This window comes from Bacillus cereus group sp. BfR-BA-01453 (assembly GCF_022662915.1).
GTDB classification, from domain to species: domain Bacteria; phylum Bacillota; class Bacilli; order Bacillales; family Bacillaceae_G; genus Bacillus_A; species Bacillus_A paranthracis.
Genome location: NZ_JAKUEN010000009.1, coordinates 1 through 24,435, shown reverse-complemented (window position 1 = coordinate 24,435; position 24,435 = coordinate 1). Strand labels below are relative to the sequence as shown.

The window sequence follows — 24,435 nt, the reverse complement described above, 5'->3', positions numbered from 1 at the left end:
AGTTTATAATCGTATAATACTTTATCTAGTCAAAAAAATAAACTAGTTTTTTTTATTTTTTTTGTAAATTATTTTTCCATCAATCATAGTTAGTACAGGCTTGGCTAAATAATGGAAAGGATGATGGGTCCAGAGCACAAGATCAGCGTCTTTTCCAGCCTCAATACTTCCAATTCTATCCTCTAAACGTAAATTTCGCGCTGGAAATATAGTGATTCCTTCTAGTGCAGTTTTTTCGTCTAATCCTTCCCTTACTGCGACAGCAGCACAAATATTTAAATATTGAATGGGTGTATAGGGGTGATCTGTTGTGATGGAAACTTCCACTCCATTTTTTGATAATATATGGTAAGTATCCCATGTTTTATTTTTTAGTTCGATTTTAGAACGGCGTGTAAGCGTGGGGCCAACTGAAACCTTCAAATTGTGTTTTGAAAGTTCTTCAACAATAAAGTGTCCTTCTGTACAATGTTCAATACGTAAATCAAGATTGAACTCTGTTGCAAAGCGTAGAGCAGAACTAATATCATCTGCTCTGTGAGCGTGGATACGTACGGGTATTTCACGGCGTAATGCTTTTAAGATAGGAAGCATTCGAAAATCAGCTTCATGCCCGTAGTGCTGTGCTTCATAGAATGATTCCCGAAGTAATCCCATAATTCCCATACGCGTAATGGACTCTTTTGTGCCATTACTATGGACCTTTTTAGGATTTTCTCCAAAGGCAATCTTTAAACCAGCAGGTTCTTGGATAATCATATGATCAATACAAGTTCCAGCTGTTTTTATTACACAAGTCGTACCACCGATAATGTTTTGACTTCCTGGCATAACGTGAACAGTTGTAATTCCATTTTGTACCGCATCTTGAAATGCAATATCCAAAGGGTGGATTCCATCTAAAGAACGGATATGTGGTGTTGAAACTTCAGACGTTTCATTTGCATCATTGCCAGCCCAACCAGTACCTTCATCATAGAGACCAAGATGGGTATGGACATCAATAAATCCAGGTAAGAGATGAAGAGCACGTGCGTCTATAACTGTCATCTCTTGAGTAGGTTGAATGGAAGGCTTGACCTCAGCAATTTTTTCTCCTATAACGAGTACATCCCCTTGAAATTTTTGGGATGTAATAGGATAGACAATGGCTTGTTTGAGCAATATTTTCATAGGTACCTCATTTCTGTTACTTTATAATGTTAATGGAATGTAAGGGAAAGTAACTGAAAGATTATTTGTGTAATAATGCTCCGGATGCTAGAAAATAAAAGTTTTGAAAGGGCCCTCTGTAAAACTGTGTTTTAGAAGTACTACATTGTATGCGAAAGTATATTTTGTAATGCATGGTCTATTGCCGGAAATGTATATTCATACCCATGCTCAATTGCTTTACTAGGTAATACATGTTGCCCTTCTAGTACAAGTATGCTCATCTCACCAAGTAAAATGCGAAGCATAAATGAAGGGACAGGTAACCAATGAGGTTTTTTCATTATAGCTGCAATGGTTTCTCCGAATTCCTTCATTCTTATAGGGCGGGGAGCTGTAATGTTAAGCGGTCCATCAATTTCTTTTTTGTGTATGATGAAATCAATCAGGCGAACGACATCGTCTATATGAATCCATGATAACCATTGATTTCCAGAGCCAATTGTACCGCCGATATAGAATTGATAGGGGAGTAGCATTTTTGGAAGAGCTCCTCCATCTGCACTTAATACGACTCCAAATCTTGCGTAGATTGTTCGTATTCCGAGAGCGCGTGCTTTGGATGCTTCTTGTTCCCATGAATATACTGTATGTGCTAAAAAGTCATCTCCAGGAGGCTCATGCTGTTCTGTAAAAGACTCGGTTTCAGACGTTCCATAGTATCCAATAGCGCTTGCGTTAATAAATGTGTGCGGTTTTATGGTGAGTGTCTGCAATTGTTTAATGAGTCCTTTTGTCGTTTGAATTCTACTGTTTACAATGGCTTTCTTTTGTTTCTTTGTCCATCTACTATTAATAGACTCTCCAGCTAGATTAATAACTACATCAATAGAAGAGAGAGGGAAGGTTTGTAAATCTGGTGTCCATTGTACGTATTGAAGGTTAGGATCGGAAGTTTCAGTCGTTTTGTTTCGAGTCAGAATGTAAACCGTATATCCTTTTTGAATAAAAAAAGTAGAAAGGTATTTACCGATAAAGCCGGTACCACCAGAAATTGCGATTCTCACAATTATTTCCTCCTCATTATATATATTCTTGAAAAGCAAAAACGTTCCTCGACTATGTTAAAATAATAGAGAGGTGAGAGTATGGCTGTCATTACAAAAATAGAAGTCCAAAAACGATCGAAAGAACGATTTAATATTTATATTGATAAAGGTCAAGGTGAAGAGTACGGATTTAGTGTGAATGAAGTAATCTTAATAAAACACGGATTACAAAAGGGCTTAGAAATTGATGAAATAGCGTTAGGAAATATTTTGTACAATGAAGAGGTACAAAAAGCATATTTACAAGCAATCTCCTATTTATCCTATCAAATGAGAACGAAACTAGAAATAGAAGATTTTTTGCGAAAAAAAGAAGTGGGACAGGCCATCATCTCTGAAGTCGTTTCGAAATTATTACATGACCGATATATTAATGATAAAGAGTACGCTGTTTTATATACAAGAACGCAAAGCAATGTGAATCGAAAAGGTCCCACTGTTATTAAAAGAGAGTTGTTAAATAAAGGTGTTCAGGATCTAATTATTACGCATAGTTTACAAGAATATCCGAAGGAAAAGCAAATTGAGAATGCTTTAATTCTTATAGAAAAGAAGAAGAAATCTTATCAAAAGCATTCCTTTTTACAAATGAAGCTAAAGTTAGACGAAATGCTTGTTCGTAAAGGATATTCTAGAGATGTGATTCAAATTTGTTTGGAAGAATTGAAAGACGAAAAAGATGACGAAAAGCAACAAGAAGCGTTACACTATCATGGGAATAAATATTATGAGAAATATAAGAAGCATGATGGATGGACATTCGAAAATAAGATGAAACAAGCGTTATATCGCAAAGGATTCTCTATCGATGAAATAGAGGTATTTTTGCAAATGAAACGCGAAGAGGGATGAGGAGAATAAGATGAATATGCCAAAGCGCTACAGTGAAATGACACCATATGAGCTAAGGGAAGAAATTGGGCTTTTGAAAGAGCAAGCGATAAAAGCTGAGCAACTTGGAATTGTAAATGAGTTCGATGTATTAATGCGAAAGATAGCAATGGCTCGCGCTTATATGACTGACATAAACAAATTCCATATCGGTGAGACATATGAATTAGTAGAAGAACCTGGTATATTATTTGAAATTACGTATTTCAATGGGGTATTTGCTTGGGGACATAAGCAAAATGATAATGAAGAGATTGGAATACCGATTTCTTTATTGCAAGAAAAATAAAAACCAGAGAGCGAATATCTCTCTGGTTTTCATCTTTGGTAGGCGTTACAGGAGATAGGAGATTCTAAAATTGGCGTTTTTTACATTCATTCGCCAATATAATGAGAGACTGGGTTTGTTGCGTCTGTCCGTTAACTTGCGCTTTTGCATGTTTCGGACGAGTCCACGTATGGTTAAATAATTCAGAACGACTATCTAAGCGATCACGGTAGCTCATCTTTATCACCTCGTGTAGGAAGTTAAGTTACTTTGTTACTACTCTTCCTGCTGATTTGCAGCACGCATACGTTCTTGTGGGTGCGTGTTAATTGTGCCGTTAGGTCGTTTCGAAGCGAAGCGTGATTTCGCTTTCGGTTGACCGTCGATTTTGCTGTTGTTTTTTGACTCAGACCAAAATTCGGCTTGTTTACCCATTGCGAACGCCCTCCTCATCATCAGTTGATACCTCTTGAAGAAGTATCAATTATAGAATGTGCAAAATAGAAGAAACTATCCTTTAGAAATGAAGGGATAATTAGGTAAAGGAGACTAGAACATGAATGATATTTATGAAGCATTAACGAAAGAACTATTAGACAAAAATGACAAGCTTTCTTACGCACAAGCGCGTGCTTGGGTTGAATTACTGTGGGAAGATTTTCAAACGACTTATGCGAAATCAGGTCGTTATCAAGGAGAAGAAATGACTGAACAAGTTGTGCGATCATGGATTAATAATCATGGAGGACGCCTTCATGAAATGCGTACAAATAATCCGAAATATAGCCATTTAATCAATCAAGAAGATCATTTGAAACATTAAAAAAAGCGACTGAAGTCGCTTTTTTTAATGTGGAAGTAACTCCAGTTTTTTTCGAAGTTTTTCTTCACTAAAAATCCATCCTGTATAGGAACTAATAATATTTAAATTATGATCGAGTTGAACGATTGCAACGAATGGATAATAGTCTTTACTGCGATATCGCAAATCAATGAATCGAACTTCATAATAATGATCATAATCGAAAATGTCCCAGCGATATACAGGGGAGAAAGATAAAAATGCTGAGATGTTTTCATCTTGTTTAGCTGCGCGCATAATAGCATTATCTGGGAACGGTACCCGATTGAACTTATCATATACCATGATGTTACCACGATGCCATCTAGCAACGTAGTAATAATTGGTTGTAACGATTGCTAAATGATAATGATAAAATCGATAAGAAGGAGAAATAATTATCTTCTCAACATGTTTGAAACGTTTTTGTACAACGCTTCTTATATTTCTATGCATCATAATCCGTCCGATATAGTAAACAATCATCAATATATACGCTGCTAAGGCAGTATACCCTTTATGGGAACCTACGAGCATACAAGCAATTGCGAGTATATGGATGAAGAAAATGACGGTATCGAATGTATTAATGATACCTAGTGCTACCCATTTTTTTGTGAAGGGTCGTAATGCCTGTGTACCGTAGGCATTGAAAATATCTACAAAGACATGAAGAAAGACGGCAATAAATGACCAAAGTAGTAGATGCAAATATGGAGCGTCTGAAAAGAAGGCGAAAGAGATGCCACTTATAAGGAATGACCAAAGAATCACTGCAGGAATGGAATGAGTAATCCCGCGATGATTTCTTATATATTTAGCGTTATTACGCAATTTTAAAACTGTATCGATATCAGGAATATTGGAACCAGCAATTGTAGCGAGCATAACTGCTTGTGGCCCAATATCACTTTGTGCTATGGCTGGATCTAACGTGGCCAAGCTGCCTAGAGTAACGCCCATAACAAGGTGAGTGGCTGTGTCCATAGAAATCCACCTCCGTTTTTTATTAATGTAACTCTTTTTATTCGATACCTCAAGTCCTTTGCCTTCTATTTCCTATGTCATCTTACTTAAATTTTTTCCTAAAATCTTTATAATAGTACTTATATGCAAAAAAATGAGGGGGATCAAGTTTGACACTTGAAATATTAAATAATTTTAACATAGAGCAGTTTCAAAATGATTTAATTGGTTGGTTTGAAAAAGAGCAACGCGACTTACCGTGGCGTAAAAATAAAGATCCATACCGTGTTTGGGTTTCGGAAATTATGTTGCAGCAAACTAGAGTGGAAGCTGTAAAACCATATTACGCGAATTTTATGGGGAAGTTTCCTACTCTAGAAGCTTTGGCAAATGCTGATGATGAAGAAGTGTTAAAAGCATGGGAAGGTTTAGGTTATTATTCTAGAGCAAGAAATTTACATGCGGCCGTAAAAGAAGTAAAAGAAGTATATGGCGGGATAGTACCAAGTGATGTAAAGAAAATTGAAAAATTAAAAGGGGTCGGCCCCTATACAAAAGGTGCTATTTTAAGTATTGCCTATGGTATACCAGAGCCGGCAGTCGATGGAAATGTAATGCGTGTATTGTCTCGCATTTTATCAGTATGGGATGACATTGCAAAACCAAAAACGAGAAAAGTGTTTGAAGAGATTGTGCGTGAAATTATTTCGGCAGAAAATCCATCTTATTTTAATCAAGGTTTGATGGAATTAGGAGCACTGATTTGTATTCCTAAAAATCCAGCATGCTTACTTTGTCCTGTACGTGAGCATTGCAGGGGATATGCTGAAGGTGTTCAAAAGGAATTACCAGTCAAAAGTAAAGCAAAGGCCCCTACGATGGTACCGATTGTTGCAGGAGTACTTCAAACGGAAGATGGTCGTTACGTCATTAATAAACGTCCAAGTACCGGTTTATTAGCTAATATGTGGGAGTTTCCGAATATTGAACTTGGCGAAGGGATTCGTAATCAGAAGGAACAGCTTATAGATTATATGAAAGAAAAATTTGAGCTTTCGATTTCTATTGAAGAATACGCAATGAATGTACAACATACGTTTACACATCGTACTTGGGATATATTCGTATTTTACGGAAAAGTAACTGGTGATATTGTTGAAACAGATACATTGAAATTTGTATCGAAAGAAGCATTTGAGCAGTTACCTTTCTCTAAATCGCATCGTACGATTTATGAGAGTTGTGTTGAGAAAATTACAATGCAATAAACAAAAAAAGTGTTCCCAGGTTGGGAACACTTTTTTAATCGTAAGAAATTTTCGTCCCATGAGTCCAACTAGCATCACCTTTTTGTAAGCCGCCTCTTGATTCAATTTCTATTACAATTTCTTTGTAAATACTTTGACCTTCTGCGTTTAAATAAGGCAAAATCTGTTGTAATGAATGATGAAAATAAGCTAATTCATCTTCTTTCCATTCATTTTTTGAAACCATCGTTAGTTCAGTCATATCGCGTCCTATATACATATTTCCACCTCCATTTTCTATAGTTTGAATGAGTGACAAGAGATATATACGGAGATTAAAAAAAGAAAATCACGGATAGCTTCTAAGTGAATTGGTTACATTATTGGTTGTGGAGGTGAGAAAGATGAGTAAAAAACAACAAGGTTATAACAAGGCAACTTCTGGTGCTAGCATTCAAAGTACAAATGCTAGTTATGGTACAGAGTTTTCAACTGAAACAGATGTGCAAGCAGTAAAACAAGCAAACGCGCAATCAGAAGCAAAGAAAGCACAAGCTTCTGGTGCACAAAGTGCAAACGCTAGTTATGGTACTGAATTTGCAACTGAAACAGACGTGCATGCTGTGAAAAAACAAAATGCACAATCAGCTGCAAAACAATCACAATCTTCTAGTTCAAATCAGTAATGAAAGAAAAACACTTCTCTAATTCGAGAGAAGTGTTTTCTTTGTGCTTTGGTCATGGGAATGAAAATAAAACGAACGACATAACTTCTAATAAGTCAACAAATGTAGTCAAAGGAGAAGGAAGTTAAAGATTAGAAATATGTAATGAGGAATAATAAATGATAAATAAGTCCAAAAGGGGGTAAGTAATGAACGATTTTGATAAGTTGGTAGGAGAGCAATTGGAAACGATGGATGAGTTGTTGAAGTTACAAGCTCACCTAGAGAAGTATCAGCAAATTGAAATGAGCGAAAAGGATACGTGCGATAAAAAGGAATTACATTTTATCCGCCAAGAAATATATAGAACAGAATTAGCGCTCAAGCTATTACATGAGAAATTTGAAGAGCAAACAAATAGTGTGATTCAATCTTTTGAAACTGAAAAAATGATTTCAAATTTAGGATAAGATATATCGTTACCTTTAGGTGAAAGGTCCTTCTTTACATGGAAATGAGGAAGGACTTTTTTTATCCCACTTTAATGGGCAGTAAGACCCCCATCTCAAAATTCAGCGAAAGCAAAGGCGTTAGGTGGGGGCAGGCTGACCATAAAAGTCCGATTGGTGAGGGCTGATTAAAGTTTCACTTTATTCTCCTTTCCTCGTTTGGCCCCGTTCCCTAAGAAAGACTATAGATATGGTATTCAGTGTGAAATATAGAGTCTTATCGCTTTAGTTTTAAAATTTCGACAAAAAAGTTATAATAGAAAAAAAGTGAATGCAGTTCAAAGGGCATTTGCAGTTGAAGGAAGGGAGCATATATGGGATTTCCCAAAGAAGGAGAAAAAGTACAAATACATAGTTATAAACATAATGGCTCCATTCATAGAATGTGGGAAGAGACAACGATTTTAAAAGGGACACAAAGTCTTGTGATCGGAGCAAATGATCGTACAGTAGTGACAGAATCAGATGGCCGAACATGGATTACTCGTGAACCAGCAATTTGTTATTTTCATGCAAACTACTGGTTTAATGTGATTGGAATGTTAAGGGAAGAGGGCGTATATTATTATTGTAATTTAAGCTCACCTTTTGCATATGATTCTGAAGCGTTAAAGTATATTGATTATGATTTAGATATTAAAGTGTATCCAGATATGACATATACACTTTTAGATGAAGATGAATATGAAAAACATAGTCAAATTATGCAATATCCACCTGTAATTGATACGATTTTAAAACGAAATGTAGCACAACTAACACAATGGATTCATCAAAGAAAAGGGCCATTCGCACCAGACTTTGTAGATATGTGGTATGAGAGATATTTAATGTACAGAAATTAAAACAAACCTGCAGGGGATTTCCCCGCAGGTTTGTCCTATTAGAGGGGGGATTATGTGCAAGGTATAAAAAGATATTTGCAATTTGTTAAACCATATCGATGGCTTATTGCTATTACGATTATGATTGGTCTAGTTAAATTCGGCATCCCGCTCATTATGCCGTGGTTATTAAAGTATATTATTGATGATGTCATTCAGGGCGGAGGGTCACTTCAAGATAAGACGTCCCAACTAGTAACAGCGATTGGGATTGCTTTTTTTATTTTTGCAGTGTTAAGACCACCGATTGAATATTATCGTCAATATTTTGCGCAGCGTATCGCAAATACAATACTATATGATTTGCGAAAACATATTTTTGGTCATTTACAAAAGTTGAGTTTACGTTATTATTCGAATACAAAAACAGGGGAGATTATTTCGCGTGTCATTCATGATGTAGAACAAACGAAGGATTTTGTAATTACTGGTTTGATGAATGTTTGGTTAGACACGGCAACAATTGCTATCGCTATTATTGTTATGTTTTCTATGAATATAAAATTGACATTTGTTGCGCTATTAATTTTACCTATTTATGTAGTGGCAGTGAAATATTTTTTCGGGCGTCTTCGAAAATTGACGAAAGAGCGTTCACAAGCGTTAGCAACGATGCAAGGGTATTTACATGAACGTATTCAAGGGATGCAAGTGACACGTAGCTTTGCATTAGAAGAGTATGAAGGGAAGCAATTTGAAAAAAGAAATAATGAATTTTTGACGAAAGCTTTAACACATACGAGTTGGACGGCGAGAACATTTTCGGCAGTAAATACGTTAACAGATTTAGGGCCGTTACTCGTGATCGGTTTTGCGGCGTATGAAGTGATTCAGGGGCAGTTAACCTTAGGAACTATGGTTGCCTTTGTTGGATATATGGATAGTTTGTATAGTCCACTTCGCCGCCTTGTTAATTCCTCTACGACATTAACACAGTCTTTCGCATCGATGGATCGGGTGTTTGAACTGTTAGACGAAAAATACGATATTGTGAATGTACAAGGTGCGGTACAAACGAAAAAATTAAATGGTGAAGTGATATTTGATAATGTATCTTTTCGTTACAACTCGGATGAAAAAGAGGTATTACATAACCTTTCGTTAACTATATTGCCAGGAGAGAAGGTAGCACTTGTAGGAGCGAGTGGGGGAGGGAAGTCATCTCTTGCTAGTTTAATCCCGCGTTTCTATGATGTTTCTTCAGGCGCAGTTTATGTAGATGGGATAGATGTTAGAAAGTATGATATGAGAAATTTACGTAGTCATATTGGAATTGTACTGCAAGATAATTTGTTATTTAGCGATACAATCGGGGCAAATATTTTATATGGGAATCCGAAAGCTACAGAGGAAGAAGTAATTGCAGCTGCCAAAGCTGCGCAAATTCATGATTTTATTATTGAGTTACCTGATGGTTATGATACTGTCGTCGGGGAACGCGGTGTGAAGTTATCTGGTGGGCAAAGGCAACGTGTAGCGATTGCACGCGTGTTTTTAAAGAATCCATCGTTACTTATATTAGATGAAGCGACTTCCGCTTTGGATTTAGAAAATGAACGATATATTCAAGAGGCGCTTCAAACGTTAGCTGCTGATCGAACGACGATCATAATTGCACATCGATTGGCGACGATTACGCATGTGGATACGATTATTTACATTGAAGATGGTGAAATTAAAGAAACAGGATCTCATGAAGAATTAATGAAAAAAAGAGGATATTACCACAATTTATATCAACTTCAACATATAACAGAAACAGCTCCTTTAGCGTAAAAGGAGCTGTTTTTTATTCGTCTTCTTTTTTATCATCGATTTTGAGTTCTGCTTCTGGTTTATGGTATGTGTAGAAGCTATCCACAAGTAAATCTAAATGCTCTACTTCTTCACTATAGTTAATAATAGCAGAAATAAGAGGGAAGAGATGTAGCCATGTTTTATATGCCTCTTCATCATCCTTGTTTTGATATTCCATAAAGATATCAATTAATTCCTGTTTACCTGTTTCAACTTCATCAAGCATTTCAACAGATTGTTGTTTTTTTGCTTTACCAATAAATTTTAATAAAACTTGTTCATGATAATGTGTTAATGAATCAAGTTCGTTCTGAATAGATTCCTGGAATTCTTCTGGCATATAGCGCAGTTCGTTTTCAGTACGATGTAATGATTTTAACGTACTTAAAGCACGACTTGTCGTCGCTAACATTTGTCTGAATAAAACAAGCTTACGAATTTTTGCGAACTTTACTTTTTTCGTATAGCTTCTTTCTTCTTTATACAGCAAATAGTAATGGTTTAGTTTGATCATTTTTTCTTTCATACGATCAATATCAGTTTTTAATGTTGTAAAATCAGAAGCTTGCCTGCTATTCATTCGAATCCATTTTACAATTTCTTCTGTATTATCAACGATGCGATGATATAACTTTGTTTCGTATTTTGGCGGCATAAACACTAAATTTACAAGTGAAGCCGCAATAATTCCAACCATAATCGTCGCAAATCGAAGTAAGGCAAAACTAAAGAAATCTTCACCTTGATACTCCATAATAGCGATAACTGTTACTAAAGCAATTGATATTGTGTTTTCTAATCGTAATTGCAATGTAAGAGCAATTACTAATATACATGTTAATCCAATAATAAAAGGATTATGTCCAAAAGCAGTAGCGAATGCGATAGCGAATACCGCACCAATGACGTTTGCTTGAATTTGTTCAAGTGCAGTTAAATACGAACGGTATACAGATGGTTGAACAGCGAAGATAGCTGAAATTCCCGCAAATACTGGACTCGGTAAGTTAAGTAAAATACAAGCAAATAAAGCTAATGTGATGGCAATACCCGTTTTTAAAATGCGAGCACCAAGTTTCATACCCTTAATAAGATCCTTTCTCTTGTCATAATGAATGTACAACATGATACTATACATTCATTACAATATGTTAGCAAGTGATATTTTAGTGACGTTAATAAGAAATTAAGATTCATTTTATACTTTTTCCTAATTCTTTTTAAACATCAATTTTTAGTAAAAAAACCTGCTGAATTTCAGCAGGTTTCAAATTGTTACTATAGATTACTATGAGAAGTGTACTTCGTCAATTTTTTTCTTGAAGATGAAAATTAGGCATATCACTCTGTTGAGATAGATGGATCAGCCTGCTCTTTTTTCGGGATGATTTCAAAAAACTGTTGCTGCATATCATCGAATAACGGTGTCAATAAAGCAACTTCCTCGTATTGCTCATGTTCATTTAATACACGGATATAATCTAGTAATAACTCGGTCACATCTTGCACACCATTTTTACTAAGTGGTTGTAATGTAACATTTGCTCCTTTTGCGATTCTTCTTTTTAAGGCCTGTTCTGTTAAACCTAAGCTTGAATCATGGCGTAAATAAACAACACCGCCAGTCATACCAGCGCAAATCCATGGACCAGGATCTCCTAAAACAAGCGCGCGCCCATTTGTCATATATTCAAAAGCGAAACCTTTAATATTAGAGTATGCTCCTATATTCCCTTGTTCTTTTTCGCGGAGTGGCTTTATCATGCGTCCGCCAATTATCATGTCTGCTCCAGAGAGGCGAATGCCAGCGCGAGCATCAGCGTTACCTTGAACGTATAGCGCCCCTTTTTGTGCACCGTATCCAAAACCTTTTCCGACAGAACCGTTATAATATAGACCGTCTTTTCCTTTTGCTTTCGTTATATAAATACCACCACCAAAGGAGGTTTTACCAATACCATCTTGTGCGCCGCCGTTTACGTGTATAAATAAGTTCTCACTATTGTAAGCACCTAATCCATTTCCAGGAATCGAGCCATTCGTATACTTTAATGTAAGTGGTTCAAGCTTCGTGTCTTCATATAATTTACTACGAACGCGATAGCAAGATTCTAGACCGCCCATAACGCGTTGCTCTACGCCAACCCCTACTAATTCTTTCGAATGAGGGGAATGAACTGTTTCAAATTGTTTTTCTGGTACGTCTTCTGTTTTTGTGATAGATGGATGTTCTATCGTTTGTAGTAAATTACATAAGTCTAATAAATTTTCGCCTCGAACTTGTTCTAATAAATCGGAACGTCCGACAATTTCTTGTAAATTTGTATAGCCGAGATTTCCTGTTAATCGTTTTAGTTCTTTGCCAAAAGTAGTGAATAAATGTAATAATCCAGCCACGGCGCTTTCTAATTCACGCGGGACGAAGCGGCGTAATCCGTGTTCTTTCGCCTGAGCTTCAGATTCAATTTGTGTTGCAATTCCAACGTGACAAGTATCTAGATGACATCCGCGGCAAGTTGTACAACCAATTGCAATCATGGATAATGTACCAAATCCAATGCGGTTTGCCCCAAGAAGCATGATTTTTAAGGCATCATTCACACTTCGAATACCACCGTCAGCCCAAATTTCTACTTTATGTCTCATATTTGCTTCTAATAAAGCATTGTGAGCGGCTTTCACACCAATTTCTACAGGAAGCCCTACATGTTGCAATGCATGAATACGTGCGGCACCTGTACCACCATCAAATCCGCTAATGTTAATAAAATCAGCACCAGCTTTTGCGATACCGACAGCAATTGTTCCAATGTTAGGGACGACAGGAACTTTTACAGCTACTTTCGCAAGTTGATTGGCCGTTTTAATTTCTGTAATCATTTGAGCTAAATCTTCAATGGAATAAATATCATGGTTGTTAGAAGGTGAAATTAAATCTGAGCCAATTGTAGCGTTACGTGCTTCAGCGATTTTGGCTGTTACTTTTGAACCTGGCAAATGTCCACCTTCACCAGGCTTGGCACCTTGCCCAATTTTTATTTCAATTAAGTTTGATGAATTGAGTAGTTCGGCGTTTACGCCAAATCGTCCGGACGCGATTTGTTGTCCACGTGTATGTGGATATTTTCCAATCATATCTTTAATTTCGCCGCCTTCACCGTTCAAACTAATCATATTTAGCTGATCGGCTGCTTCTGCATATGCACGAAAGGCAATTTCATTTTGAGAACCGAATGACATAGAACTAATAATAAATGGTAAATCATGATTTTGAATACTGATGGACACTTCTTCAGCCGGAACGACATGTTTTGTTTCTTTCGTTTGAACAAGATGTCTAATTGCGATTGGGTTATTTTCTTCTAATTCACTTAATTTTTCACGGTAATCATCATAAGAGTTTCCCTTTGCGACATCACCGATTGCTTTCCAAATTCGCGGGAATATATGAAAAGATTTTCGCATTCTAACTTTAGGATTGTTATAATCATCTGCTCGCATTTGTGCATCTTCAGCAAGTGACTCAAGCGAGAAAGCTAAATTATTTGAACCGAAGAAATTTGTAATTTGTAATATGTTTGCGATTTCTTCATGTAATCCGATAGAAGAATAGAGGCGACCGTAACCGCGTAATTCATGAATTCCGATTGTTGAAATGACTTTCTCTAGCCCTTTATTAAGTGCATGATATAAATTCGTAATAGGTGTTTTCGTCCCATCATTTACGGTTGCAAATAATAAATATGGATTAATACTATCTGCTCCTAATCCATACAGTGTGACAATATCGTGTAAGGAGCGAAGGGCACCAGAACGTATAACGAGAGAGCAGTTTCGGCGTAATTTATTTTCGCTTAATATTTGATGTACTTTAGCGGTAACTAAATGCGGATCAATCCATAATCGTCCATTTAGGTGAGCATCAGCATCGTCTATTAATAATAGGGAAGCTCCATCGTTCACAGCTGTTATCGCTTCAGAACTAATTCGATTTAAGGCGCATTGTAAAGTTTCTGCCTGACTGAATGTAGCAGAGATTGTAGCGATAGAGCTATGAGTATTGAATAGCTGTATAAGTTGTTCGTACGTAATTGTGTGTAATTCTTCTGCAATAGATTGTGCTACGCTTCCTTCTAAAATGATTGGGGAAAGCATCTCAACTACAAATGGCTGTTTAGCACCAGCCAATAAACTTGGACGTTCGCCAAGTATCGTTCGTGTGGAGAAGTGTTCAACTTCTCGGTCACGATCGATTGCTGGATTTGTAACAACAGCTACACTCTCCTTAATGAAGTCAGCGATATTTCGTCTATCAGTATCGAGTGCAGCGAGTGGTGAGTCATGCCCAAGTGAGCGAATTGGCTCAACGCCTTTTGTTGCCATCTGTTCAAGAAGTTGAATATGTTCACGATCCCATCCGAAAGCAACGTATTGCTTCGTTTCAACTTGCATAGAATCACATAATCCTTGGATTTCTTTCGTTTCAGGGGTAGATAAGTTTAAATGATAATCTTTAGTATCCACTCGTTTTTTAAAACGGTCATATACTTGAGCTTGGTATTTGTCATATTCATAAAGAACAAGCTCATCTTGTTCATTCCACTTTAGTCCGACTTTTTCTCCAGGAGCGAGTGGTTTCGGTTCTGCTACATATTCAGTTGGAGATACAACTCCAGGTTCAGAAGAGAAAATATAAGAACTCTCTGTCTCTACTTTCCAAACTGGTCGTAGTCCGAGGGAATCGACGCTGAAAACAGCTTCATCTTTATAGCGTGAAATAATGCCAGCTGGACCTTGTGCAAAATGGCCCCATGCTTCACGTATATACGTATATAAATCTTGTAAATGCGGTTCATAAAGTTTAATTTCATTAATGATTGGTGGGAATAGTATATCCATTGCTTCAAATAAACTGTAGTCGTATTGAACAAGTAGAGTTTCTAAGGTGCGGTTTAAATCTTGGGAGTCGCTACCCCCAGCAGTAAGTGGAACATGAATCATGTCAGCTTGATCGCGTAACTTGGCAATTGTGTTAATTTCACCATTATGTCCGAGAATGCTAAATGGTTGTACACGAAAAAAATTAGATAATGTATTTGTAGAATAGCGATTATGTCCAAGTGTCATAGTTGAAGCGATCAGCGGGTGTTGTAAATCATTGTAATAGGCCACAAGCGTATCACCAGCACCGAGAACTTTATATACAACATGATCACGACTTAAGGAAGCAACATGAATCGCTTCGTTTTCCTCTATTTTTATCGTTACTGAAAATAATGTTTGCTCAATATTTTTAACTTCATTTTCAGCGATAAGAGCAACTTGCCAAAATAAAGGTTCTTCTTGTTTACCAAGTGGACCGAGTGCATCGGAGTTTATTGCATCGTCACTTTCAAAAAGAATTGCAAAGTTTTCGTTGCTTAGTTGGGTACGAATATGATTTTTTAAATTAACTACATTTGCGTTTTTGTTTAGAAAAAAATGTCCAACGATAAAGTGGGGATGATCCACGATCGTTGGATTATATCCGCTACTTTTTAGTTTTTCACTCCAAAGTGCTTTTGGTACATCAATGTGAATACCGATTCCATCGCCTTCACCATTAATGAAACCAGCTCTATGATTCATTTTAACGAGAGATTGTATGCAAAGATCAATGTTTTCTTTTGTAGGAATTTTTCGTTTCTCCATAACGGAAACGATTCCACACGCATCATGTTCTGCATTTTTATAACCTCGAAATAAAGACGGTGTCCATGTATTTGTTTTATTGAGCATCCGTCAATCCCCCCTCTTATTGAAGTTTGAATAATCTTACTATTTAAGGCGTGAGCAGCCTTGCATACAAAGATAGTAAGGATATAAAAGAAAATTAAACAGATAATTATGAATAATTATACTATTAATGAGGAATTTATGAAATAGAAAAAAGGAAAAAAGAAAGGTGTGCTTTCTTTTTTCCTTTTAATGGCGGGATTATTTATTGTTTGCTAAAGCAGCAAATGCTCTACCTACAGCTTCAATTGTATATTCAATATCTTCTTTTGTATGTTCTGTCGTTAAGAACCATGCCTCGTATTTAGAAGGTGCTAAGTTAATTCCTTCTTGCAGCATAAGCTTGAAGAATTTACCGAACATTTCTCCGTTTGTATCTTGTGCTGCATCGTAATCTTCAATTGTATTTGTTGTGAAGTATACAGTTAAAGCACCTTTTAGGCGGTTTAATGTAATATCGATATTATGTTTTTCAGCCTGCTCTAAAATTCCTTTTTCAAGCATTGCACCAAGTTCATCTAATTTTTCATAAAGCCCTTCTTGTTGAAGAACTTCTAGACAAGCAATACCAGATGCCATAGAAGCAGGATTTCCTGCCATTGTACCAGCTTGATATGCAGGTCCAAGAGGGGCAACTTGTTCCATAATTTCTTTCTTACCACCGTAAGCACCGATTGGAAGTCCGCCGCCAATAACTTTACCAAGCGCTGTTAAGTCTGGTGTTACGCCAAGTAAGTCTTGAGCACCACCGTACATGAAGCGGAAAGCAGTAATAACTTCATCGTAAATTACTAGTGCACCAGCTTCGTGAACAAGTTCATTCACTTTCTCAAGGAAGCCAGGTTTTGGCTCTACAATACCGAAGTTTCCAACGATTGGTTCTACAAGAATAGCTGCTACTTCATGTCCCCATTTATCTAATGCTTCTTTTAAAGTTTCTACATTATTAAATGGAACGGTAATAACTTCTTGAGCGATACTTTGTGGTACACCCGCTGAGTCAGGAGTTCCTAGTGTAGAAGGGCCAGATCCAGCTGCTACAAGTACTAAATCAGAATGACCGTGGTAACAACCAGCGAATTTCATAATTTTTGTGCGGCCTGTGTAAGCGCGAGCGACACGAATTGTTGTCATTACAGCTTCAGTACCAGAGTTTACGAAGCGGACTTTATCTAATGCAGGCATTGCTTCTTTTAACATTTTTGCAAATTTTACTTCTAGCGCTGTTGGAGTTCCGTAAAGTACACCATTTTCAGCAGCTGTTGTAATTGCTTTTGTAATGTGCGGGTGAGCATGTCCAGTAATAATAGGACCGTATGCTGCTAAATAATCGATATATTTATTTCCGTCTACATCCCAGAAATAAGCACCTTTTCCACGTTCCATAGCAACAGGAGCGCCGCCACCAACTGCTTTAAAAGAACGAGAAGGACTATTAACACCGCCAACGATATGTTCTAAAGCTTCTTTATGTAATGCTTCTGATTTTGTGAATTTCACTACCATTCATCTCCTTACAAAAATCTATGTATTATTCTAACATGTTTTTCGAAAAGACGTATTGTTTGTGATAGAGAAGGCAGTTGGGTAAACTATTCGTTGTGACATTTAGGAAGGGGGTCCGGTTATGAAATCGGTAATTGAGGTACAAGGGTTACGTAAAGAATTTACAGCCTATTCAAGTCGTCCAGGTTTAAAGGGTGCATTTCGCGATTTATTAAATCGTAATTATAAAATAGTACCAGCAGTAAATGATGTATCTTTTACTGTGAAACAAGGTGAAATGGTTGGATATATCGGTGAGAATGGTGCTGGTAAATCAACGACAATTAAAATGCTTACGGGGATTTTGACTCCGACATCAGGAGACATTTTAGTAAACGGGATGAACCCGCATAAGCAGAGGGAAGAATTTGTAAGAACGATTGGTGTTGTTTTCGGACAACGCTCACAGCTTTGGTGGGATATTGCGGTACAAGAATCGTTTCGTTTATTAAAAAAAGTGTACGGTGTATCAGACGCTCAGTATAAAGAACATATGGAGCACGTGATCGAAACGTTAGATATTGGTCCTTTATTAGATAAGCCAGTTCGAAAGCTATCTTTAGGTCAAAGAATGCGTTGTGAATTAGCGGCAGCATTAATTCATAATCCGCCGTTATTATTTTTAGATGAACCAACAATTGGGTTAGATGTACTTGTGAAATTGAAAATACGTGAATTTTTAAAAGAAATGAATGAACGTTATAAAACAACGATTTTATTAACAACTCATGATATTACTGATATTGAAGCTTTATGTGAGCGCGTTATCATGCTGGATGAAGGCAATATTATGTATGACGGTTCTTTACATAATCTTCGTACGCAGTGGGGAGCAGAGAAAGAAATACATTTTCAGTTTGTCGCACCAGTTTCTTATCAGGATTTATCAATGGTTATGCCAGATAGTCATGTCGTTTGGTCGAAAGCGAAAGAGGAAAACGCGTGGATTGCCAAAATACCGAATGAAGAAGTTATTATTTCAATGCTTATTTCTAAAGTGGTACAAGCCTTTCAAATTAAAGATTTAAAAATTAACGAAGTGTCTACAGAGGAAATTATTCGTAACATTTATGAGGAAGGTATTAAACATGGGTAAGTACATTGAAATGATTCGAATTCGCTTTTTAATGATGCTTGCGTATCGTACAAACTACTATAGCGGGATTTTAATTTATACAATTAATATCGGCGCATATTATTTTTTGTGGCAAGCAATTTATAGCGGAAAAGAGAATATTGAAAGTTTATCTATTTCGCAAATGACTACGTATATCGCAATTGCCTGGATGGCACGTGCTTTTTATTTTAATAATATAGACAGGGAAATTGCGATGGAGATTCAAGAGGGACGTGTAGCGGTAGAACTGATACGTCCATATAACTATTTAGGGATGAAAGTGATGCAAGGTCTTGGTGAAGGAATATTTCGCTTTGCCTTCTTTTCAATTCCGGGTATGGTCATCGTTACCTTATTATTTTCATTGCAAATTACAACGAACTTTCAAACGTGGTTATATTTCTTCTTATCTTTAATATTTAGTTTTATTATTAATACACAAATTAATTTAATGACGGGAATGCTCACATTCTTCTTATTTAATAATAGCGGAATTATGTATGCAAAACGTGTTGTTATTGATTTGTTTTCAGGTCTATTATTACCAATTAGTTTTTATCCGTTATGGGCCCAAAAGACAATGATGTTTTTACCGTTTCAGGCTATTAGTTATATTCCGAGTATGATTTTCTCAGAAGGTATACAAGGAAGTAAATTGTATGAGGCATTATTATTCCAAGTAATTTGGGCCATTGTACTTATTATTCCGATTGTACTTATGTGGAGAACGGCGAGAAAACGTCTAATTGTACAAGGGGGATGATGAGATGATATATATAAAACTATTTTTGCAATATGCAAGCCAATATATAAAAACAAAATTGGAGTATCGGGGCGATTTTATCGTTGGATTACTTTCTGATTTATCACTACAGGCTGTTAATTTAATCTTTATTCTCGTTGTGTTTGGGCATACACAAGCATTAAAAGGATGGAGTAGAGAAGAAGTAATCTTTATTTATGGTTTCTTTTTAGTGCCATTTGCCATTTTCTCAGCTTTCTTTAACATATGGGACTTTAATGATCGTTACATTATTAAAGGAGAAATGGATCGCATATTAACGAGACCGATTCATAGTTTATTTCAAATTATATTAGAAAGAATGGAGCTTGAATCTTTAATTGGAGCGATTACAGGGATGATTGTAATGGGCTACGCAGCAGTGGAGTTGCAATTATCTTTTTACTGGTACGATATCTTCTTATTCTTGTTGATGGTAGGAGGGGGCGCACTTGTATACGGAGGGATATTTGTTACGCTTGCAAGTCTTGGTTTTTGGTCGGACGCGAAAAGTTCGATTATGCCGCTAATGTATAACATAGGGAATTATGGCCGCTATCCTGTTAATATTTATAACCGTGTGATTCGCTTCATTTTAACGTTTGTCCTACCATTTGCGTTTGTTGGAGTGTATCCAGCAGCATACTTCTTAAGAAAGACAGAGTGGAATAGCTATGCATTTGCAACACCATTTGTTGGTGTTATCTGTTTTACGATTGCAATCACTCTTTGGAATCAAGGGGTAAAAAGGTACCGTGGTGCAGGGAATTAATTATAAAAGCTTGTTTGTTTCTAAGGGATAAATCTAATGGCTGTCTCATACATATAAAATGAGGTGGAGGACATGTTATGGGGATTTATTCTATTAATTGCAGCAATTGCTATTTTGAGGAGTGTCCAATTATTATGGAGTTCCTATTCGGATTCAACGCGTTTTTTTTCGCTGTATAATTTAGCTACATTATTTTTGATTTATACAACAGTATTGATTGCATTTGGATTAAGTTACGTTGTATTAGAGGAAATGGGTTTTGCAGTTTTGAAAGAGGATGGAGAAAGCTTAAACGCTCACTCTTTTCAACTGGTTGAAATTTGTTTATATTTTAGCGCAGTTACTTTATTGTCTGTTGGATATGGTGACATATCTCCGATTGGAATTGGGCGGTGGATTGCAATTGGAGAAGCGCTAATTGGATATACATTACCGTTTGCTTTCGTGATGAGGTCTGTAATAGACAATGAAAAATAAGATGGCATTTGTTATAGTAAAAGAAAAGAATAGGAGTGATAACAATGGTTACAGTAGGAGAAATGGCACCGGAATTTACATTAGAGGGAAGTAACGGGGAACAAGTTCGCTTAGCTGATTTTCGTGGGAAAAATGTAGTTCTATATTTTTATCCGAAAGATATGACTCCAGGGTGTACAACTGAAGCGTGTGATTTTCGAGATGCATATGGATTATTTCAAGAGAAAGATACAGTTATTCTTGGTGTAAGTCCTGATTCAGCGAACAGACATCTGAAATTTATTGAGAAGCATGAACTTCCATTTGTACTTTTAGTAGATGAAGATCATAAGGTAGCGGAATTGTACGATGTTTGGAAGTTGAAAAAGAACTTTGGAAAAGAGTACATGGGAATTGAGCGCTCTACATTCCTTATTAATAAAGACGGTGAGCTTGTAAAAGAGTGGCGTAAAGTGAAAGTGAAGGGACATATTGAAGATGTTCTTTCTTATATAAAGTAAATCCATTGTGGAGATAAAATATATAGAAGTAAGGCGAGTGTCTATACATATTTTATTGTCTTACATAAAGTGAAGTGTAGGGCATACCTCCTCAGATGATAGTATTCCAAGTGCGATTATGTCGCACTTTTTTTCTATTGTAAATGCATAAAAAATAGGGAAAGATACATAAGAATAAGGCCATATACAAAAATAAACCACATACTTATAGTAGAAATATTGACGATTTATAAGAAAAGGAGTACACTCTTTATAAGAATTATAAAATAATAATCCGTATAGAATCGGGGTGCATGACGGTGGTCAAAGAAGAATTAAAAGAAGCGCTAGAAATGCTGAAAAATACGGGTGTACGCATTACTCCACAGCGTCATGCTATTTTAGAGTACCTTGTGGAATCTATGACGCACCCAACAGCGGATGAAATTTATAAAGCATTAGAAGGTAAGTTTCCAAATATGAGTGTTGCAACTGTCTATAATAACTTGCGTGTATTTAAAGAGGTTGGACTTGTAAAGGAATTAACTTATGGAGACGCTTCAAGTAGATTTGATTATGTTACAAGTCAACATTATCATGTAATTTGTGAAAAATGTGGTAAGATTGTTGATTTTCCTTATGGAGGTTTGGAACAGCTTGAAGAGGAAGCTGCGAAAACGACAGGCTTCGTTATTAATAGTCATCGCTTAGAAATTTATGGCGTTTGTCCAGAGTGTCATAAGGCGTAATATATAATAAAGAAAGAGGTTGACGGCTTTACGTCAACCTCTTTCTTTATTATATATGGGAATTACGTTAGGTTCAGAATGATTTAAAATGTTCAGTGGAGGATTTAATTAAGGATAAATACAAAAGGTGATTTCTTAACCAAGAAATCACCTTTTAATGTTTAGCTCAGTAAGGATACACTTTCCTTACTGTACTCATATGTGCCTATGATTTATAGCTCTTCTTATTATATTTTTCATCAAATTCTTTTCCTTCTAGATTTCGATCCATTGTTAAAGGTTGGTTGCAATGCATACATGCGTCGACACGACCGAGCATTTTTGTAGGTTTATCGCAGCTTGGACAAATAATTTGTACAGTTTTAGTAGATAACATACCAATCCAAAAGTAAACGACTGTACTAGCGATAACAGCTAAAAAGCCAACCATCATAAATGTTGTCATAATAATAATATTCTCACGGAAAAAGACTCCTAAGTATGCAATGAAGAGGCCGATAAATACTAAACTTAATGCAAAGGTCCGGATTTTATTGATTTTGTTTGAATACTTAATGCTCATTCTCACCACGCTCCTATAATAATAATATAACATAAAATTTAGAATTTTCTATCGCTCAGAAATATGGTAAAGTGATAAGATATGAAATGCAGAAGGTAGGGAGATTATAATGATTTTTGAAACATGTTTTTAAACTTTTAACGGGATGTGAAATTTTTTTATAAAAAGTATTGACCATGTATGTACTGCATGATATATTAATAACCGTCGCTGATGCGGAAACGCAGAAAACGATAAAAAAGAAATTAAAAAACTTAGTTGACATCGAAAAACGAAGATGTTAACATAAGGAAGTCGCAAATGAGCGACTAAGTAGTTCTTTGAAAACTGAACGAAACAAACAACGTGAAACGTCAATTTTTATTTTAGATGCTAGACAAACTAACTTTATTGGAGAGTTTGATCCTGGCTCAGGATGAACGCTGGCGGCGTGCCTAATACATGCAAGTCGAGCGAATGGATTAAGAGCTTGCTCTTATGAAGTTAGCGGCGGACGGGTGAGTAACACGTGGGTAACCTGCCCATAAGACTGGGATAACTCCGGGAAACCGGGGCTAATACCGGATAACATTTTGAACCGCATGGTTCGAAATTGAAAGGCGGCTTCGGCTGTCACTTATGGATGGACCCGCGTCGCATTAGCTAGTTGGTGAGGTAACGGCTCACCAAGGCAACGATGCGTAGCCGACCTGAGAGGGTGATCGGCCACACTGGGACTGAGACACGGCCCAGACTCCTACGGGAGGCAGCAGTAGGGAATCTTCCGCAATGGACGAAAGTCTGACGGAGCAACGCCGCGTGAGTGATGAAGGCTTTCGGGTCGTAAAACTCTGTTGTTAGGGAAGAACAAGTGCTAGTTGAATAAGCTGGCACCTTGACGGTACCTAACCAGAAAGCCACGGCTAACTACGTGCCAGCAGCCGCGGTAATACGTAGGTGGCAAGCGTTATCCGGAATTATTGGGCGTAAAGCGCGCGCAGGTGGTTTCTTAAGTCTGATGTGAAAGCCCACGGCTCAACCGTGGAGGGTCATTGGAAACTGGGAGACTTGAGTGCAGAAGAGGAAAGTGGAATTCCATGTGTAGCGGTGAAATGCGTAGAGATATGGAGGAACACCAGTGGCGAAGGCGACTTTCTGGTCTGTAACTGACACTGAGGCGCGAAAGCGTGGGGAGCAAACAGGATTAGATACCCTGGTAGTCCACGCCGTAAACGATGAGTGCTAAGTGTTAGAGGGTTTCCGCCCTTTAGTGCTGAAGTTAACGCATTAAGCACTCCGCCTGGGGAGTACGGCCGCAAGGCTGAAACTCAAAGGAATTGACGGGGGCCCGCACAAGCGGTGGAGCATGTGGTTTAATTCGAAGCAACGCGAAGAACCTTACCAGGTCTTGACATCCTCTGACAACCCTAGAGATAGGGCTTCTCCTTCGGGAGCAGAGTGACAGGTGGTGCATGGTTGTCGTCAGCTCGTGTCGTGAGATGTTGGGTTAAGTCCCGCAACGAGCGCAACCCTTGATCTTAGTTGCCATCATTTAGTTGGGCACTCTAAGGTGACTGCCGGTGACAAACCGGAGGAAGGTGGGGATGACGTCAAATCATCATGCCCCTTATGACCTGGGCTACACACGTGCTACAATGGACGGTACAAAGAGCTGCAAGACCGCGAGGTGGAGCTAATCTCATAAAACCGTTCTCAGTTCGGATTGTAGGCTGCAACTCGCCTACATGAAGCTGGAATCGCTAGTAATCGCGGATCAGCATGCCGCGGTGAATACGTTCCCGGGCCTTGTACACACCGCCCGTCACACCACGAGAGTTTGTAACACCCGAAGTCGGTGGGGTAACCTTTT

24 protein-coding genes and 1 rRNA gene are annotated in these 24,435 nt (G+C 37.3%); 15 read left to right on the top strand and 10 right to left on the bottom strand.

Annotated elements, in window-relative coordinates; all coding sequences use genetic code 11:
* Positions 1-42: 42 nt before the first annotated feature.
* Positions 43-1,173, bottom strand: coding sequence for an amidohydrolase (locus MR070_RS17795; RefSeq protein WP_000698305.1), 1,131 nt, complete (start codon positions 1,171-1,173; stop codon positions 43-45).
* A 140-nt stretch (positions 1,174-1,313) separates the two neighbouring features.
* Entirely contained in the window at positions 1,314-2,219 is a 906-nt protein-coding gene (locus MR070_RS17790) for a TIGR01777 family oxidoreductase (protein ID WP_242261721.1), read from the bottom strand.
* Between the two features lie 81 nt (positions 2,220-2,300).
* On the opposite strand from MR070_RS17790, the gene recX reads away from it, so the two are divergent.
* Positions 2,301-3,113: a recombination regulator RecX gene (gene recX / locus MR070_RS17785; RefSeq protein WP_242261720.1), complete on the top strand. Its 813-nt coding sequence runs from the start codon at positions 2,301-2,303 to the stop codon at positions 3,111-3,113.
* A 10-nt stretch (positions 3,114-3,123) separates the two neighbouring features.
* Positions 3,124-3,441, top strand: a complete 318-nt coding sequence (locus MR070_RS17780; protein WP_001057032.1) for a YfhH family protein — start codon at positions 3,124-3,126, stop codon at positions 3,439-3,441.
* A 64-nt stretch (positions 3,442-3,505) separates the two neighbouring features.
* Here the strand turns inward: MR070_RS17780 and MR070_RS17775 are convergent, their stop codons facing one another.
* The gene (locus MR070_RS17775) at positions 3,506-3,658 is read right to left on the bottom strand and encodes a YpzG family protein (protein ID WP_000122093.1); all 153 of its coding nucleotides are present in this window, start codon (positions 3,656-3,658) and stop codon (positions 3,506-3,508) included.
* Between the two features lie 38 nt (positions 3,659-3,696).
* Positions 3,697-3,855, bottom strand: coding sequence for a small, acid-soluble spore protein K (locus MR070_RS17770; RefSeq protein WP_000517891.1), 159 nt, complete (start codon positions 3,853-3,855; stop codon positions 3,697-3,699).
* A 121-nt stretch (positions 3,856-3,976) separates the two neighbouring features.
* Between MR070_RS17770 and MR070_RS17765 the strand changes: the two genes are divergently transcribed.
* Positions 3,977-4,243 carry a YfhJ family protein gene (locus MR070_RS17765; RefSeq protein WP_000998157.1) on the top strand — a complete coding sequence of 89 codons (267 nt, stop codon included), beginning with the start codon at positions 3,977-3,979 and terminating at the stop codon, positions 4,241-4,243.
* 24 nt (positions 4,244-4,267) lie between these two features.
* On the opposite strand, the gene MR070_RS17760 is transcribed toward MR070_RS17765, so the two are convergent.
* Entirely contained in the window at positions 4,268-5,248 is a 981-nt protein-coding gene (locus MR070_RS17760) for a metal-dependent hydrolase (protein WP_000379128.1), read from the bottom strand.
* 149 nt (positions 5,249-5,397) lie between these two features.
* Here MR070_RS17760 and mutY point away from each other — a divergent pair, with 149 nt between their 5' ends.
* Complete coding sequence (gene mutY, locus MR070_RS17755; protein ID WP_000171401.1) at positions 5,398-6,495, top strand: A/G-specific adenine glycosylase; 1,098 nt, start codon at positions 5,398-5,400, stop codon at positions 6,493-6,495.
* Positions 6,496-6,529: 34 nt separating this feature from the next.
* Here the strand turns inward: mutY and MR070_RS17750 are convergent, their stop codons facing one another.
* Positions 6,530-6,754 (bottom strand): hypothetical protein, encoded by a 225-nt coding sequence (locus MR070_RS17750; protein WP_242261719.1) that lies wholly within the window; start codon positions 6,752-6,754, stop codon positions 6,530-6,532.
* Between the two features lie 124 nt (positions 6,755-6,878).
* On the opposite strand from MR070_RS17750, the gene MR070_RS17745 reads away from it, so the two are divergent.
* The 4 genes from MR070_RS17745 to MR070_RS17730 all read left to right on the top strand — a co-directional run bounded on the left by MR070_RS17745 (position 6,879) and on the right by MR070_RS17730 (position 10,308).
* Positions 6,879-7,160 carry a gamma-type small acid-soluble spore protein gene (locus MR070_RS17745; protein ID WP_000039045.1) on the top strand — a complete coding sequence of 94 codons (282 nt, stop codon included), beginning with the start codon at positions 6,879-6,881 and terminating at the stop codon, positions 7,158-7,160.
* Positions 7,161-7,348: 188 nt separating this feature from the next.
* Entirely contained in the window at positions 7,349-7,609 is a 261-nt protein-coding gene (locus tag MR070_RS17740) for a YgaB family protein (protein WP_000997582.1), read from the top strand.
* A 353-nt stretch (positions 7,610-7,962) separates the two neighbouring features.
* On the top strand, positions 7,963-8,493 hold the full coding sequence (gene ntdP, locus MR070_RS17735; RefSeq protein ID WP_000506628.1) for a nucleoside tri-diphosphate phosphatase: 531 nt from the start codon (positions 7,963-7,965) through the stop codon (positions 8,491-8,493).
* 54 nt (positions 8,494-8,547) lie between these two features.
* Positions 8,548-10,308 (top strand): ABC transporter ATP-binding protein, encoded by a 1,761-nt coding sequence (locus tag MR070_RS17730; RefSeq protein ID WP_044790792.1) that lies wholly within the window; start codon positions 8,548-8,550, stop codon positions 10,306-10,308.
* A 13-nt stretch (positions 10,309-10,321) separates the two neighbouring features.
* Here the strand turns inward: MR070_RS17730 and MR070_RS17725 are convergent, their stop codons facing one another.
* The 3 genes from MR070_RS17725 to hemL form a co-directional block, all read right to left on the bottom strand.
* Positions 10,322-11,410, bottom strand: a complete 1,089-nt coding sequence (locus MR070_RS17725; RefSeq protein ID WP_000765784.1) for an aromatic acid exporter family protein — start codon at positions 11,408-11,410, stop codon at positions 10,322-10,324.
* Between the two features lie 260 nt (positions 11,411-11,670).
* On the bottom strand, positions 11,671-16,107 hold the full coding sequence (locus tag MR070_RS17720; protein WP_242261718.1) for a glutamate synthase-related protein: 4,437 nt from the start codon (positions 16,105-16,107) through the stop codon (positions 11,671-11,673).
* Positions 16,108-16,305: 198 nt separating this feature from the next.
* Complete coding sequence (gene hemL, locus MR070_RS17715; RefSeq protein WP_242261717.1) at positions 16,306-17,610, bottom strand: glutamate-1-semialdehyde-2,1-aminomutase; 1,305 nt, start codon at positions 17,608-17,610, stop codon at positions 16,306-16,308.
* 121 nt (positions 17,611-17,731) lie between these two features.
* Here hemL and MR070_RS17710 point away from each other — a divergent pair, with 121 nt between their 5' ends.
* The 6 genes from MR070_RS17710 to perR all read left to right on the top strand — a co-directional run bounded on the left by MR070_RS17710 (position 17,732) and on the right by perR (position 22,024).
* The gene (locus MR070_RS17710) at positions 17,732-18,745 is read left to right on the top strand and encodes an ABC transporter ATP-binding protein (RefSeq protein WP_000843643.1); all 1,014 of its coding nucleotides are present in this window, start codon (positions 17,732-17,734) and stop codon (positions 18,743-18,745) included.
* A complete protein-coding gene (locus tag MR070_RS17705) occupies positions 18,738-19,529 on the top strand; it encodes an ABC transporter permease (protein WP_000521525.1) in 792 nt (263 codons plus the stop codon). Before MR070_RS17710 ends, MR070_RS17705 begins: the two co-directional genes overlap by 8 nt.
* 4 nt (positions 19,530-19,533) lie before the next feature.
* Complete coding sequence (locus MR070_RS17700) at positions 19,534-20,319, top strand: ABC transporter permease (protein WP_000639353.1); 786 nt, start codon at positions 19,534-19,536, stop codon at positions 20,317-20,319.
* Positions 20,320-20,391: 72 nt separating this feature from the next.
* Entirely contained in the window at positions 20,392-20,796 is a 405-nt protein-coding gene (locus MR070_RS17695) for a potassium channel family protein (RefSeq protein WP_000964350.1), read from the top strand.
* Positions 20,797-20,840: 44 nt separating this feature from the next.
* A complete protein-coding gene (gene bcp, locus MR070_RS17690; RefSeq protein ID WP_000259038.1) occupies positions 20,841-21,296 on the top strand; it encodes a thioredoxin-dependent thiol peroxidase in 456 nt (151 codons plus the stop codon).
* A gap of 299 nt (positions 21,297-21,595) precedes the next feature.
* Complete coding sequence (gene perR, locus MR070_RS17685) at positions 21,596-22,024, top strand: peroxide-responsive transcriptional repressor PerR (RefSeq protein ID WP_000237834.1); 429 nt, start codon at positions 21,596-21,598, stop codon at positions 22,022-22,024.
* Positions 22,025-22,229: 205 nt separating this feature from the next.
* Here the strand turns inward: perR and MR070_RS17680 are convergent, their stop codons facing one another.
* Positions 22,230-22,586, bottom strand: a complete 357-nt coding sequence (locus MR070_RS17680; protein ID WP_000025063.1) for a YgzB family protein — start codon at positions 22,584-22,586, stop codon at positions 22,230-22,232.
* Positions 22,587-22,973: 387 nt separating this feature from the next.
* On the opposite strand from MR070_RS17680, the gene MR070_RS17675 reads away from it, so the two are divergent.
* Positions 22,974-24,435, top strand: a 16S ribosomal RNA gene (locus tag MR070_RS17675); the annotation flags it as partial.

What these genes read in the sequence shown, in the direction of transcription:
- MR070_RS17795 (WP_000698305.1), bottom strand. Translation starts at nt 1,173, where the DNA reads ATGAAAATATTGCTCAAACAAGCCATTGTCTATCCTATTACATCCCAA.
- recX (WP_242261720.1), top strand. Translation starts at nt 2,301, where the DNA reads ATGGCTGTCATTACAAAAATAGAAGTCCAAAAACGATCGAAAGAACGA.
- MR070_RS17780 (WP_001057032.1), top strand. Translation starts at nt 3,124, where the DNA reads ATGAATATGCCAAAGCGCTACAGTGAAATGACACCATATGAGCTAAGG.
- MR070_RS17775 (WP_000122093.1), bottom strand. Translation starts at nt 3,658, where the DNA reads ATGAGCTACCGTGATCGCTTAGATAGTCGTTCTGAATTATTTAACCAT.
- MR070_RS17770 (WP_000517891.1), bottom strand. Translation starts at nt 3,855, where the DNA reads ATGGGTAAACAAGCCGAATTTTGGTCTGAGTCAAAAAACAACAGCAAA.
- MR070_RS17765 (WP_000998157.1), top strand. Translation starts at nt 3,977, where the DNA reads ATGAATGATATTTATGAAGCATTAACGAAAGAACTATTAGACAAAAAT.
- MR070_RS17760 (WP_000379128.1), bottom strand. Translation starts at nt 5,248, where the DNA reads ATGGACACAGCCACTCACCTTGTTATGGGCGTTACTCTAGGCAGCTTG.
- MR070_RS17750 (WP_242261719.1), bottom strand. Translation starts at nt 6,754, where the DNA reads ATGTATATAGGACGCGATATGACTGAACTAACGATGGTTTCAAAAAAT.
- MR070_RS17745 (WP_000039045.1), top strand. Translation starts at nt 6,879, where the DNA reads ATGAGTAAAAAACAACAAGGTTATAACAAGGCAACTTCTGGTGCTAGC.
- MR070_RS17740 (WP_000997582.1), top strand. Translation starts at nt 7,349, where the DNA reads ATGAACGATTTTGATAAGTTGGTAGGAGAGCAATTGGAAACGATGGAT.
- ntdP (WP_000506628.1), top strand. Translation starts at nt 7,963, where the DNA reads ATGGGATTTCCCAAAGAAGGAGAAAAAGTACAAATACATAGTTATAAA.
- MR070_RS17725 (WP_000765784.1), bottom strand. Translation starts at nt 11,410, where the DNA reads ATGAAACTTGGTGCTCGCATTTTAAAAACGGGTATTGCCATCACATTA.
- MR070_RS17720 (WP_242261718.1), bottom strand. Translation starts at nt 16,107, where the DNA reads ATGCTCAATAAAACAAATACATGGACACCGTCTTTATTTCGAGGTTAT.
- hemL (WP_242261717.1), bottom strand. Translation starts at nt 17,610, where the DNA reads ATGGTAGTGAAATTCACAAAATCAGAAGCATTACATAAAGAAGCTTTA.
- MR070_RS17710 (WP_000843643.1), top strand. Translation starts at nt 17,732, where the DNA reads ATGAAATCGGTAATTGAGGTACAAGGGTTACGTAAAGAATTTACAGCC.
- MR070_RS17705 (WP_000521525.1), top strand. Translation starts at nt 18,738, where the DNA reads ATGGGTAAGTACATTGAAATGATTCGAATTCGCTTTTTAATGATGCTT.
- MR070_RS17700 (WP_000639353.1), top strand. Translation starts at nt 19,534, where the DNA reads ATGATATATATAAAACTATTTTTGCAATATGCAAGCCAATATATAAAA.
- MR070_RS17695 (WP_000964350.1), top strand. Translation starts at nt 20,392, where the DNA reads ATGTTATGGGGATTTATTCTATTAATTGCAGCAATTGCTATTTTGAGG.
- bcp (WP_000259038.1), top strand. Translation starts at nt 20,841, where the DNA reads ATGGTTACAGTAGGAGAAATGGCACCGGAATTTACATTAGAGGGAAGT.
- MR070_RS17680 (WP_000025063.1), bottom strand. Translation starts at nt 22,586, where the DNA reads ATGAGCATTAAGTATTCAAACAAAATCAATAAAATCCGGACCTTTGCA.